Genomic DNA, 13,882 nt, shown 5'->3' with positions numbered 1-13,882 from the left:
CGATTGTTTTATTTCTTCATCCTTACCTCATACAAGTCGCTTCTTCTGTCTTTCAGATTGCGTACACTGCCGTAAGTATGCAATTCATTCAATAAATCCAGATCCACATCGGATACCAGTATCATTTCTGTATTCGGTGTGGCTTCTGCACGCTTGCCATCCGTTGGGAATGCAAAGTCGCAGGGGGTAAATACACCTGACTGTGCATACTGAATATCCATATTGTGCACACGCGGAAGATTACCTACACTACCGGCAATGACAACGAAACATTCATTTTCGATGGCACGGGCATGGGCGCATACCTTTACACGCGAGTAAGCATTTTGCGTATCCGTCAGGAAAGGAACGAATAAAATCTGCATACCCTGGTCTGCCATAATACGGGATAATTCCGGAAATTCCACATCATAGCAAATCAGTACGCCGATCTTAGCACAGTCCGTATCGAATGTCTGCAAAGCCTTTCCGCCACTTAATCCCCAGCTTTTTATTTCATCGGGTGTGACGTGCAACTTCTCATACATCTCAAAACTACCATCGCGGCGACAAAGGAAACCTACATTATACAAAAGTCCATCCTCTTTAATGAGCGGCATGCTACCCGTAATGATATTGATGTTGTAACTGATAGCCAATTTTACAAATCGTTCTCTAATCTCCTCTGTATAAGCCGCCAGTCCGCGAATGGCCTGTGACTCCCCTTCATTATTGAATTTTGCCATCAGTGGGGCATTGAAGTATTCGGGGAAAAGAATGAAGTCACTCTTATAATCGGATACGGCATCCACAAAGAATTCTACCTGTTCAAACAGGTCATCCAGTGTCTGATAACTACGCATCTGCCACTGCACCAATCCTACGCGCACGGTGGTTTTCGGTGCAATATATTCTTCTGTGGGTTCCTGATAGTAAATGTTATCCCATTGCAACAGACAAGCATAATGCCTGGATTCCTCGTCATTCGGCAAGTAATTGCGCATTACCTTGCGTACGTGGAAATCATTGGAAAGCTGAAAGGTCAATACAGGGTCGAAAATTTCTTTCTGCTTTACCTTATCTATATACTCTTTCGGGCGAAGCTGATCTGAGTATTTATAATAGTTGGGAATACGTCCACCGAACATAATAGCTTTCAGGTTCAGAGTTTCACAAAGCTCCTTGCGGTATTCGTACATACGACGTGCCAGCCGGAGCCCACGGTATTGGGGATGAATAAAGACTTCAATACCATATAATATATTGCCTTTAGGGTTATGGGTATTGAAGGTTTCTTTACCCGTCACCTGTGCATAAGTATGATCGTTCTTCACATCATCGTAATTCACAATAATGGAAAGTGCGCAGCCGACAATTTTTTCGTCTACCACGGTTACAATCTGTCCTTCGGGGAAAATTCGGATGAGTTTTTCAATTTGTTTGTGTGTCCAAAACACATCGCTTCCATCCGTATATACACGGGTGAATGATTGCGCCAGTTGCTCGTAGTCTTCTATCTGTAAATTACGCAACTGTACTTTGTTGATTTTCAATGAGTCCATAATGTCTCTTTTTTATACCAAAAGTTAAATCCGCTGCAAAGGTACGGTTTAAACTTATACATTGTCTCCCGGAATAAACATTTTTGTGAGAAAGTGACTCTGCAAAAAAAGAAATGAGGATTTAACACTTTAGGAATAAGAGTATTTTGCTTTTTTTATACTTTTGCATCGTTTTCTACAACTTTCAGTTTATTCCTTTTTAAATTAAAAAAATCATGGCTAAAAAGATGTTATTCCTGTTTGTGCTTTTGCTTTCCCTTACAGGAATGCTCAAGGCACAGGTAACTACTGCCGGAATGAGTGGTAAAGTGGTGGCTGACGAAGAAGCTGTCATCGGTGCTACGGTTGTAGCCGTACACGAACCTTCCGGAACCAGTTACGGTGCTGTTACCAATATAGACGGACGTTTCAGTCTGCAAGGCATGCGCTCCGGTGGTCCTTACAAGGTAACGGTATCATATGTAGGTTATCAGACTGCAATCTATACAGGCATCCAGCTGCAACTGGGTGAGACTTATTCTTTGAATGTAACCCTGCACGAAGCTTCGGAATTATTGGGAGAAATCACCATTACAGCCAGCAAGTCAAAGTTCAGTGCTGAAAAGACAGGAGCTACTACCAATGTTTCTTCTGAGCAGCTCACCACATTGCCCAGTATTAACCGTAGTATCAGCGATTTTACCCGCATTTCCCCGTATGCGTCAGGAAACAATTTTGGAGGCCGCGACGGACGTTCCAATACGTTCACGGTAGATGGCGCGAACTTAAATAATAACTTCGGCTTGTCTTCTAATCTGCCCGGAGGTGGAAATCCTATTTCACTGGATGCCATTGATGAAGTACAGGTTGTGATTGCCCCATACGATGTGCGTCAGGCAAACTTTATCGGTGCAGGCATTAATGCCATTACGAAATCGGGTACAAACGCTTACAGAGGCAGCGCTTATATGTACTTCAACAATGAAGTGATGCGCGGTAACAAAATTGGCAATACTGATTTCGGGGCGCGTGCCGAAGAGTCCAAGACTGTTTACGGTGCTACATTGGGTGGTCCTATCATTAAAGACAAGCTGTTCTTCTTTGCAAATGTAGAGTATGAAAAGAGTCCGCAGCAGGTTGTAAAATGGCGCGCTGCCCAAGAAGGTGAAACTCCTAACAACTCTACCATCTCCCGTGCCACAGCAGCAGATATGGTTGAATTCTCTCAGATACTAAAAGACAAATATGGTTATGACACCGGTTCTTTCACTAACTTTCCTGCCAATATCACTAATCTGAAACTATTGGGGCGTATCGACTGGAATATAGATAAAGGGAATAAATTGAGCGTACGTTATAACTTTACAAACAACAAAACTTGGAATGCTCCAAATGGAAGTTCCGGAAATACCGGATATCGCCTGGCTTATGACCGTGTTTCCCAATATTCCATGTCATACGCTAATTCCTGCTATTCCTTGCAGAATATTGTAAACTCTGTTACTGCCGAATTAAATAGCCGTTTTACATCTGCCATATCCAATCAGCTGCTATTTACTTACAGTGATATGACGGATGAACGCGGTACAAATTCCGGCTTGTTCCCTTTCATTGACATCATGTACGGATATAACAATGAGGGTAACCAGATTCTGGAACCATATATGACGGCCGGCTATGAATTGTTTACTTACAATAATAAAGTGAAGAATACGGTGACGACCATCGTAGACAACTTCACCTATTACCTGGGTACCCATAAATTAACAGCCGGTATCAGTTACGAACACCAGAAGGCGAGTAACTCTTACATGCGCAACGGAACAGGATATTACCGATACTCCAGCTTCGAGGATTTCAAAAATGGAGCTGCTCCCGAATCTTTCGCCTTGGCTTATGGCTACAACGGAAATACAAAGCCTTCTGCTGATGTGAATTTCGGCCAGTTGGGCGTCTATCTGCAAGATGAATGGAACATTCGCGATAACTTCAAACTGACTGCGGGCATACGTATGGACAACCTGAGTTTCCTGAACGAATTAATGCGCAATCAGGCTATTTATGATTTGGATTTTAACGGCATGCACATCGATACAGGTGCATGGCCTGACAGTAAATTGCAATTCTCACCACGTCTGGGTTTTACTTGGGACGTATTCAATGATAAAACCCTGAAAGTGCGTGGTGGTTCGGGATTTTTCACAGGACGTATTCCTTTGGTATTCTTTACCAATATGCCAACCAATTCCGGAATGATCCAGAATCTGGTAAGTATCACCACACGATATAAGGACGGTAAAGTTATAAACCGTGATCCGCGTCTGGAGTTACTGAAAGGTAACATGATAATAGACGTAAACCAAATGATTTCTACATTAGGACTTCCCACTACCATCACTCCCGAAGAAGGTGTGTTGCCAAGCGGTATCGTAGGTATCGATCCTGATTTCAAAATGCCGCAAGTGTGGAAGACCTCCCTTGCCCTGGATTATCAGATACCCGCCTCCTTCCCTCTTACCGTTACATTAGAGGGTATGTTCTCCAAAGATATCAATGCCGTACGTCAATTTAACTATAATATAAAGAGTCCGGAAGATACGTGGCAGCGCTTCAACGGTCCAGACGAGCGCTACATCTATCCTGAAAACTATTTGGAACACACCAATATCAACAGTGCAAACGTCTTGACCAATACATCCAAAGGATGGGGCTGGACAGGCAATATCACCGTATTTGCCGAACCTGCGAAAAATGTGAATATCATGGCCGCCTACACGCACACCGAATCCAAGGAAATCAGTGGGATGCCCGGTTCAGATGCCAACTCTGCGTGGACAAACATGCCTTCCATCAACGGTCCGAATAATTCAGGATTGATGCGTTCACGTTACGTTACTCCCAACCGTGTAATAGCTTCCATTAACTGGCGTGTACACGTAAACAAAAGAAGTACTTCTAATTTCAGCCTCTTTTACAGTGGTTACTCATCCGGCAGCTACAGTTTTATGTACTCTAATGACATGAACGGTGACGGTGTGACCAATGACCTCATTTATATCCCGAAGACGAAAGATGAAATCAAATTCACGAGTGCTGAAGATGCAGATGCTTTCTGGAAGTTCGTGAATCAAGACCCTTATCTGAAGAAGCATAAAGGCGAATATGCCGAAGCTTATTCGGCAAGTGCTCCTTGGATACACCGCTTTGATTTCCGTTGGAGCCGCGACTTCTTCGTGAAGATTGGCAAAACTAAGAATACGCTGCAACTCAGCCTGGATATCCTGAATATAGGTAACTTACTGAACAGCAAATGGGGCGTAACAAAGAACATGTCCGGCGCTAACGGTGGACGCATCCTTACCTATAAGGGTACGGGTGAAAGAAATACTCCTGTTTTCTCTATGTACAAAGACAGTGACGGTAACTATCCTACCGAAAGCTTCACCCGAAACCTGAATTACAGTGAATGTTGGAAGCTTCAAATTGGCCTGCGATACGTGTTCAATTAAAGATTCGGAACTTATATTTATCAAAAAAGAAAAGGTGCAACCGATAGTTTCAGTTGCACCTTTTTACATTCATAAGATCTTAAAGGAGAGAGAATTTTACTTGTTTCTTCTCCAAAGTTTACTCATATCTTCCAGAGTCTTACCCTTCGTTTCGGGTACCCAACGCCAAACGAAGAAGGCGGCTGCAACGCAGATGATGCCATACAAGCTGTATGCGAACATCGGACTGAAATCGTACAGTGCCGGGAATGTAGAGGATATGATATAGTTGAAAATCCATTGGAAAGCTACTGCAATAGCTACGGCTTTGCCACGGATGGTATTCGGGAAGATTTCTGAAATCAATACCCAGCAAATCGGTCCCCATGACATCATAAAGAAAGCTGCGTATACAATCACGGAAAGAACCGGAACGATACCCTTGATTCCCATGCTGTCGCACATTGCCACTGCAAATGCACCTACTGCCATACCGATAGAACCGATAATCAGCAACGGCTTGCGTCCGAAACGGTCTACAGTAAAGATAGCTACAAGAGTAAATACAATGTTTACAATACCCATGATGACAGTCTGCATCATACCACCACCTTCAGCACCTGCATTTTCAAAAATACGCGGAGCATAGTAGAGTACGGCATTGATACCAATGGCCTGCTGGAATACGGAAAGCAAAATACCGATAACGATAACTGCCACACCGTAAGAGAACAGTTTCTCTGTCTTTTCCTTGGAAGTAGCCTTGATTTCTGCCAGAATTTCTTTTGCTTTGCTTGCACCATTCACCTTCTCCAGGATAGAGTATGCCTTTTCGTCCTGATGTACCAGCACCAGATAACGCGGAGTCTTCGGTACAAAGAAAAGGAGGAAACCGAATAATGCAGCCGGGAATGCTTCCGAACCGAACATATAACGCCAGCCTGTTTGTACGCTCCACATATCCGAAGCGGCATTCACTGACAATATGCCTTCAGCGCTTTTATCAATAATAGGATTCGTGTGATCGCCCATAATCAGGAAGTTAACGAAATAAACCACCAACATACCGAAGATAATGGCAAACTGGTTACAAGATACCAACGTTCCACGAATATTAGAAGGCGCAATTTCTGCGATATACATCGGACATACGGCAGAGGCAAGACCTACACCAATACCGCCCAATACGCGATACAAATTGAATGCGATGAGCAATTCCATGTTTGGCTCACCGTAGTTGAAAAATAAAACTTCAGGATAGTAAGAACCCAATGCAGACAGGAAGAACAGCACGGATGCCAGTCTCAACGAATTGCGTCGTCCCAGGCGGGAAGCGAAGAAACCGGAAAGAGCACCACCGATCACACAGCCGATAAGTGCGCTGGAAGAAGTGATACCGTGCATCACCTTGTCATATTGGAAATCCGTAGCCATCAGGAAGAAAGCTTCCAAGCCCTTCTCCGCACCCGAGATTACCGCCGTATCGTAACCGAACAGTAGGCCTCCCAGAATGGCAACGGTTGTAATAGAATATAGGTAGAGTTTACTACCATTGTTAGCATCATTCATGATAAAAAAGATTAGGTTGATAAATGAGTAAAAAGTGATAAAGAGATAAGTAGTAGAGTGATAAAGGTGATAGAGTGATATCACTTATCACTCTGTCACCCTACCACCTTTATTATATTAACAATACATATTTACGATTGCTTCATACAATTCTTGCTTACCGCTGGTTTGTTTCGGTTCGCCGTTAGCTTTCGCATAAGCTACAACATCTTCCAAAGACAATTTGCCTTCTTCGAATTCCTTACCCTTGCCACCGTCGAATGATGCGTAACGGTCAGCCAACATTTTCTTATAAGGAGATTCTTCCAGTAATTTAGCTGCACTTTCCAGAGCACGTGCCATAGCATCCATACCTGCAATGTGAGCGATGAAGATATCTTCCAGGTCGGTAGAGTTACGACGGGTCTTAGCGTCGAAGTTAGTACCGCCATTGCCCAAACCACCGTTGCGGATGATCTGCATCATAGCCTGAGTTAGTTCGTAGTTATCGATAGGGAATTGGTCAGTATCCCAACCGTTCTGGTAGTCACCACGGTTAGCATCAATAGAACCCAACATGCCGTTGTCAACAGCTACAGCTAGTTCGTGTTCGAAAGTATGGCCAGCCAAAGTTGCGTGATTAACCTCGATGTTTACTTTGAAATCCTTATCCAAACCGTGAGCTTTCAGGAAGCCGATAACCGTTTCAGTATCTACGTCATACTGATGTTTTGTCGGTTCCATCGGTTTCGGCTCAATCAGGAAAGTACCTTTAAAGCCACGAGCACGTGCATAGTCACGAGCGATAGTCAACATCTTTGCAAGGTGTTCTTTTTCACGTTTCTGGTCAGTGTTCAGCAAAGACATATAACCTTCGCGACCGCCCCAGAATACATAGTTTGAACCACCCAGTTCGATTGTAGCGTCAATAGCGTTTTTGATCTGAACAGCAGCGCGTGCTACAACGTCGAAATCAGGATTGGTAGCAGCACCGTTCATATAACGTGCATGGCCGAATACGTTAGCAGTACCCCACAACAGCTTGATACCAGTTTCAGCCTGTTTTTCTTTTGCATAAGCTACGATAGCTTTCAGATTAGCTTCATATTCTTCGATGCTTGCACCTTCAGAAATCAGGTCTACATCGTGGAAGCAATAGTATTCGATACCCATCTTCTGCATGAATTCGAAACCTGCATCCAATTTATTTTTAGCTGCTTGCAAAGCGTCAGAGTCACCATTCCAAGGGAATTGTTTCGTTCCGCCACCGAATTGGTCACCACCTTCTGCGCAGAGAGTGTGCCACCAAGCCATAGCAAACTTCAACCAATCTTTCATCTTCTTACCCATGATTACCTTCTCAGCATCGTAGTAACGATATGCCATCGGGTTCATACTCTCTTTACCTTCGAATTTAATCTTTCCTATTCCGGGAAAATACTCTTTTGTTGCCATAATTTTAATTGAATTTTAAAGGGTTAATTATGTTTTGATTGTTAACTGTATTACTTTAATTCTCCTCGTTTTCAGAGGAGAATTAAGTTGGCATTATTTTGCCATTGATTTTTCCAAACGATGTTTCCAGCGTGCATAGGCATCTGCATATTCCTGGCGCTTAGCCTGATTAGGCTCGATAACATCCAGTTTTTCCAGCGTTGCGAATGCCTCGTTGTTATCCTTATAGATACCTGCACCGATACCCGCTCCCTTGGCTGCACCTACCGAACCGTCCGTATCGTATAGTTCGATCGTTGCTCCCGTCACACCTGCCAACGTATCGCGGAAGATGGAGCTAAGGAACATATTTGCATGGCCTGCATGGATTTTCTGTACAGGGATGCCCATACCTTCCATAATATCTATACCATACTTGAATGAGAATACAATGCCTTCCTGAGCTGCACGCACAATGTGTTGTTTACCATGCAGATTGAAGTTCAAGCCACGGATGGAGCAGTTGATCTCTTTGTTTTCGAGCATACGTTCCGCACCGTTACCGAAGGGCAGAATACTTATACCTGCACTACCGATAGGAGCTTGTGATGCCAGTACATTCATTTCATTGTAAGAGATGCCTTCGGGAGCAATCGTACGTTTCACCCAAGAGTTAAGAATACCTGTACCATTGATGCAAAGCAGCACACCCAGACGGGTTTGTTCGTCCGTATGATTTACATGAGCGAATGTATTTACGCGTGATTTCGGATCATAGTTCACTTCACCGTTCACACCATATACAACGCCAGAAGTGCCTGCTGTAGAAGCTATTTCTCCCGGATTGAATACATTCAGTGAAAGAGCGTTATTCGGTTGGTCACCTGCACGATATGTGATCGGTGTACCTTCCTTTAATCCCAATTCTTTTGCTGCGGCAGCATTCACACGGCCTTGTTCAGAGAATGTGGGTTTGATGTCCGCAATCAGAGAGTTATCGAAACCATAATAATCCATTAGGAAGTCGGCTACACGATTGTTCTTGAAATCCCAGAACATACCTTCCGAAAGTCCGGAAACAGTGGTACAGATTTCACCGCTCAACTTCATGGCGATGTAATCACCCGGCAGCATAATCTTATAAATCCGTTCGTAGATGGCCGGTTCGTTTTCCTTGATCCATGCCAGTTTAGAGGCAGTGAAGTTACCCGGAGAGTTCAACAGATGTGAGAGACATTTCCCTTCTCCCAGCGTTTCGAAAGCTTTCTGTCCGTAAGGCACAGCACGCGAGTCACACCAGATAATGGAAGGACGCAACACATTCTGGTCTTTGTCCACACATACCAATCCATGCATCTGATAAGAGATACCGATTGCCTTGATTTCACCTGCGTTTGCACCCGATTCATTCATGACAGCCTGTGTGGCAAGCTTTAGATTTTCCCACCAACTTTCGGGATTTTGTTCCGCCCAACCCGGTTTAACTGCAATGATTGCCGCTTCTGTCTTCGGGAAGAAAGCAGAAGATACACATTTGCCGGTTTCGGCGTTTACCAGGCTCGCTTTTACGGACGAGCTTCCAATGTCATAGCCTAATAAATACATGGTATTAATTATGAGTTTTGATTTATGAATTATTTTATTAATACTTATCTTCTTACCTTATTATATATCTTCTTATCGAATCGATAATAGCGTGCGGCACGGTGGGCAACTCCCTGTTGTTTTTCCTCCAATGGAACAACGTATTCCATCATCGCTATTTTCTTGTGGAAGTTCCGTACATCAATAGGTTTGCCATATATCAATTCATATAAAGTACGCAGTTGTGATGCTGTAAACTTACGGGGAAGCAGATCAAACAAGGCTGACGGATTAATCTCCACATACTGGCGGATATACACCAGTGCTTCTTTAATAATCAGATTATGGTCGAAAGCCAATGCCTTAATATCTTGCAATGCCACCCAATATGCTTCGAAATCAGCCAGATTTCGACTTAGTGCCCGATCTATCTTCACCAGTGACAGGTAAGCAATCGTAACGATACGTTCCACTCTTGATTGCATGGCGCGTTCCAGCCAATGAATGTCTTTCGGGTCTTTTGTCCTATTCTTAGAACCGAATGCCTTGAATTGCATCAGATTGACGTTCTTCAAACCCGTTAGTTCATTCAACACACGCTGGGCAGCTTCGTCCAAATCTTCATCCATATAGATCAGACTTCCGGGAAGCTTCATATCGTGGAAAATTTCACCTTGCTCCTCACCTACACGTTTTATCAACAGAACTTTTAATTGTTCTCCGTCAAAGCCAATCACTACACAGTCTACTGATATATGATTGTTCGCTAATGGGGTTTTATGTTCCATGTTTTGCATAATATCCATGTTTAAGCGCTGCAAATATAAACAGGTTTTTTGAATACGCAAGCGTGAAAAACTTAATTTTTATCATGTTATAAAGCACTATTTTTCAATATAATACATATCGTATATTTTACAATATCAGAACATATCCTTATCGTTGAAAGTACAATATGTATTATTGATAAACGGAAGAATCAGGTAATTGTAGGAAGTACAATAAGAGTGAAGTGCTTTATTTTTAAGGATTTTAGTATATCGGAAGATTAAAAAGACAAGTACCTCTTATTGTATTTTAGTTGAAGTGCCATAAAAAGATTTTTTTCTCATCTATCCCTCTACTTCCCAACTCCCTCTGTTCGGAGAAGGGAGGGAGTTAAAATAGCTTATTGCACAAAAATCCTTCGTTTGTGCGGTCAATATCAGAAAAAGCTATACCTTTGCACCACTTTTTTAATTAACCACTAAAACAAGAACAGTATGAAAGCATTTGTATTTCCGGGTCAAGGTGCCCAATTCGTAGGAATGGGAAAAGACCTGTATGAAAACTCCGCTTTAGCAAAAGAATTGTTTGAAAAAGCCAATGATATCCTGGGATATCGCATTACGGATATTATGTTCAACGGTACGGACGAAGACCTGCGTCAGACGAAGGTTACTCAGCCTGCCGTATTCCTTCACTCCGTTATCTCCGCACTTTGTATGGGTGATGATTTTAAGCCTGAGATGACTGCCGGTCACTCATTGGGTGAATTCTCTGCTCTGGTTGCTGCCGGTGCATTGAGTTTCGAAGATGGATTGAAGCTGGTTTATGCCCGTGCTATGGCTATGCAGAAAGCTTGCGAGATACAGCCCTCTACAATGGCGGCTATCATTGCCCTCTCCGATGAAAAAGTAGAAGAAATCTGCGAGCAAGTAACCGCTGAAGGTGAAGTTTGCGTTGCAGCCAACTATAACTGTCCGGGACAGATCGTAATTTCCGGTTCTATCGAAGGCATCAACAAGGCATGCGAACTGATGAAAGCTGCCGGAGCAAAACGTGCTTTGCCTTTGAAGGTAGGCGGCGCTTTCCACTCTCCGCTGATGAATCCTGCAAAAGTTGAATTGGAAGCAGCCATCAACGCTACTGAAATCCACGCTCCCAAATGTCCGGTTTATCAGAATGTAGATGCATTGCCTCATACTGATCCGGAAGAAATCAAGAAGAATCTCGTTGCTCAGCTGACAGCTTCTGTACGCTGGACGCAGACTGTTAAGAATATGGTTACTGATGGTGCTACCGACTTCACAGAATGTGGCCCAGGTGCTGTACTGCAAGGTCTGATCAAGAAGATTGCACCGGAGGTATCTGCTCACGGTATTGCATAATCCGGAAGGATATACGTTGTTATAAAACATATAAAGGACTGCTTTTTCACAAGAGCGGTCTTTTTTTATATTCAGTAAAACAAAAAACATAGAGCACTGAGGGCAGATGTTTTTGATCTTACCATCGCTGTTGCGGCCTTTGGTATCGATTCCGTATTGATGAAAGTATCTCATTTTCAGTTGAATTGTTTTTAAGTTTATTTTTCAGTTGAATGTTTTCCAATGCTGGGGTTCAACGTCCGCAATGCCACACTTCGCGGGTGTCGATGCCACACTTGGACGACCGTGAAGTGTGGCGTTTACCTTGTTCAGGTGTGGCGTTTACCTTGTTCAGGTGTGGCGTTTACCCTGTTCAGGTGTGGCATTTGCCCCGCTCAGGTGTGGCATTGGGAGGGCTTGGGTTGCAGACTCTGTCCTTCCATTCGCTGCCTTCTGTTAGGCTGCCTATCAGTTCCCCCCAGGAGCGGGAAAGGGGCATGGCATTTTGCGTAGCTTGTACTTCTCCTTCGTCGCCGTTCTTTTAACGACGAAGTCGTTTTTTCTACTCTCATCTACTCTGCTCTTATCTTCTCTACTCTTCTCTACTCTTTTCTACTCTTACGCGCACGAGGGCGGGTTTTCTGTTTTTATCACTGGTATTCAGGTAGTTATCATCATATTGTTTCTCTTTGTTTTTGCAAAGAGTTTCCAAGTTGTTTGGTAGTTCTTTGTCAGTTGTTTGGTAGTTCTCTATCAGTTTCTTGCCAATTGTCTGGCAAATCCAGTGCAGTTTCCGTGCCATTTTTTGTGGATGAGTTGTAGTTCTATTGATAGCATACAGATGCGTTCCGAATCCTCTTCCTCCTTCGTGGTCGATGAGTGCGGATAACCTTTTGTCGTTCGACAGGTCGTTTGGGTGTTTAAACCATGTTATTTTTTTCATGCTTAATGAGTTGGTTATTTTTTAGTTTTCATTCAGGAAGGATAGAAGGGCTTCATAGTGTGGGGGAAAGCTGTTCAGCAGTTGTATCGTTCTTAAATATGGTACGAAATTACATACAATTATTGATATATAAAAACGTACAAATGTAGGGTTCGCAAGAGATGAATCGCCTTTGTAGGTGTTGTCGGAGCTTTTGGGGATTCGTTATGGGGCGTAATCCCTACAAATGTGTTTTTGCACATTTTTTATCCTAAAATAAAGAATGCCCGTAGTTCTCCGGATCGGATATTAGCAAAAACGAAGGTTTCTATGGTTATCATTAAAAATATCACAGTTTTTTGCTAAGTTTGTTTCTTCTTATAAATAAACAGAATAGATGGAGAAAATCGACGAATACAGAAACACCCTTGCAATGCCTCTTTGCAAACTATCAATAGATAAGCTGGTGCAGGAAATATGCCTGCATCCGGAATACCTTAAAGATATATATCGGTTGATTTCCGACGATAAAATTGTCGTTTCATGGCGGGCTATATGGGTATGTGAGAAAGTAAGTGAGAAGCATCCCGGCTGGTTTGTTCCATTGCTGGATGATATTATTCAGCGATTATTGGTCTGCCAACATGATGGTTCCAAACGGTTGTTGCTGTCTATATTATATAATGTACCTACATCTGGTCCTGCCTCTGTCGATTTGCTGAATTATTGCCTGGATCATATGTTGGCCCCACAAGAAAGTATCGGTGTGCAGGCATTATCTATCAGAATGGCTTACCAGCTTTGCAAGTCTGAGCCGGAACTTTTGAAAGAGCTACAACTCATATTAGAGAATGCAGATACCGAATATTATTCCACGGGCGTTAAGACTACCATACGGAATATTCTGAAAAAGATAAATAAATAAGTTCCCGTTTCATACTTGCCATTTCTGTTGTTTACTTCATCCATCCAGACTTTTCTTTGTTCTTCCCCATCTGGACACAGCCACTTATAGATATAATCTTTACTCAAGCACCTGTCAAACAATGGTATATCTTCGTTAAGTAAAGGCTTTAATACAATTTCATCCTTATCGATCATAAGCTTATTGAAGTTATTTTCATGTTTATTCAACCCGATTTCCTTTCGCATCTATAAAAAAGTTTCGCCGTTCAGTTTCACCTTTGCTTTACCATCTTTATTAAAATTGATAAACGAGATATAGTTCAGAGGAATGAACTTATCCATATTGCGGAA

General features: G+C 42.8%; 9 protein-coding genes. 3 read left to right on the top strand and 6 right to left on the bottom strand.

Annotation, left to right across the window (positions count from 1 at the left end):
* Positions 1-8: 8 nt before the first annotated feature.
* The gene (locus tag BWI44_RS15330; RefSeq protein ID WP_115503305.1) at positions 9-1,541 is read right to left on the bottom strand and encodes a carbon-nitrogen hydrolase family protein; all 1,533 of its coding nucleotides are present in this window, start codon (positions 1,539-1,541) and stop codon (positions 9-11) included.
* Between the two features lie 215 nt (positions 1,542-1,756).
* Between BWI44_RS15330 and BWI44_RS15325 the strand changes: the two genes are divergently transcribed.
* Entirely contained in the window at positions 1,757-5,029 is a 3,273-nt protein-coding gene (locus BWI44_RS15325; protein ID WP_195209435.1) for a TonB-dependent receptor, read from the top strand.
* A gap of 96 nt (positions 5,030-5,125) precedes the next feature.
* Here the strand turns inward: BWI44_RS15325 and xylE are convergent, their stop codons facing one another.
* The 4 genes from xylE to BWI44_RS15305 form a co-directional block, all read right to left on the bottom strand.
* Positions 5,126-6,577: a D-xylose transporter XylE gene (gene xylE, locus BWI44_RS15320; RefSeq protein ID WP_195209436.1), complete on the bottom strand. Its 1,452-nt coding sequence runs from the start codon at positions 6,575-6,577 to the stop codon at positions 5,126-5,128.
* 117 nt (positions 6,578-6,694) lie between these two features.
* Complete coding sequence (gene xylA, locus BWI44_RS15315) at positions 6,695-8,011, bottom strand: xylose isomerase (RefSeq protein WP_007214097.1); 1,317 nt, start codon at positions 8,009-8,011, stop codon at positions 6,695-6,697.
* Between the two features lie 93 nt (positions 8,012-8,104).
* Positions 8,105-9,595: a xylulokinase gene (locus BWI44_RS15310; protein ID WP_195209437.1), complete on the bottom strand. Its 1,491-nt coding sequence runs from the start codon at positions 9,593-9,595 to the stop codon at positions 8,105-8,107.
* A 44-nt stretch (positions 9,596-9,639) separates the two neighbouring features.
* Positions 9,640-10,371 carry an NUDIX hydrolase gene (locus BWI44_RS15305; RefSeq protein ID WP_044155189.1) on the bottom strand — a complete coding sequence of 244 codons (732 nt, stop codon included), beginning with the start codon at positions 10,369-10,371 and terminating at the stop codon, positions 9,640-9,642.
* A 465-nt stretch (positions 10,372-10,836) separates the two neighbouring features.
* Between BWI44_RS15305 and fabD the strand changes: the two genes are divergently transcribed.
* Positions 10,837-11,724, top strand: coding sequence for an ACP S-malonyltransferase (gene fabD, locus BWI44_RS15300; protein WP_195209438.1), 888 nt, complete (start codon positions 10,837-10,839; stop codon positions 11,722-11,724).
* A 571-nt stretch (positions 11,725-12,295) separates the two neighbouring features.
* Here the strand turns inward: fabD and BWI44_RS15295 are convergent.
* Positions 12,296-12,646 (bottom strand): hypothetical protein, encoded by a 351-nt coding sequence (locus BWI44_RS15295; protein WP_195209440.1) that lies wholly within the window; start codon positions 12,644-12,646, stop codon positions 12,296-12,298.
* Between the two features lie 376 nt (positions 12,647-13,022).
* Between BWI44_RS15295 and BWI44_RS15290 the strand changes: the two genes are divergently transcribed.
* Complete coding sequence (locus BWI44_RS15290; RefSeq protein ID WP_195209441.1) at positions 13,023-13,550, top strand: HEAT-like fold family protein; 528 nt, start codon at positions 13,023-13,025, stop codon at positions 13,548-13,550.
* Positions 13,551-13,882 lie beyond the last annotated feature (332 nt).

Origin of the sequence: Bacteroides sp. Phil13, from assembly GCF_001940965.1 — a bacterium.
GTDB classification, from domain to species: Bacteria; Bacteroidota; Bacteroidia; order Bacteroidales; family Bacteroidaceae; genus Bacteroides; species Bacteroides intestinalis.
This window is presented reverse-complemented; position numbering and strand designations above follow the sequence as displayed.

Bases quoted from the DNA above. Each gene is read 5' to 3' on its own strand.
- BWI44_RS15295 (WP_195209440.1), bottom strand. From the start codon at position 12,646: ATGAAAAAAATAACATGGTTTAAACACCCAAACGACCTGTCGAACGAC.
- BWI44_RS15305 (WP_044155189.1), bottom strand. From the start codon at position 10,371: ATGCAAAACATGGAACATAAAACCCCATTAGCGAACAATCATATATCA.
- BWI44_RS15290 (WP_195209441.1), top strand. From the start codon at position 13,023: ATGGAGAAAATCGACGAATACAGAAACACCCTTGCAATGCCTCTTTGC.
- xylA (WP_007214097.1), bottom strand. From the start codon at position 8,011: ATGGCAACAAAAGAGTATTTTCCCGGAATAGGAAAGATTAAATTCGAA.
- BWI44_RS15310 (WP_195209437.1), bottom strand. From the start codon at position 9,595: ATGTATTTATTAGGCTATGACATTGGAAGCTCGTCCGTAAAAGCGAGC.
- BWI44_RS15325 (WP_195209435.1), top strand. From the start codon at position 1,757: ATGGCTAAAAAGATGTTATTCCTGTTTGTGCTTTTGCTTTCCCTTACA.
- fabD (WP_195209438.1), top strand. From the start codon at position 10,837: ATGAAAGCATTTGTATTTCCGGGTCAAGGTGCCCAATTCGTAGGAATG.
- BWI44_RS15330 (WP_115503305.1), bottom strand. From the start codon at position 1,541: ATGGACTCATTGAAAATCAACAAAGTACAGTTGCGTAATTTACAGATA.
- xylE (WP_195209436.1), bottom strand. From the start codon at position 6,577: ATGAATGATGCTAACAATGGTAGTAAACTCTACCTATATTCTATTACA.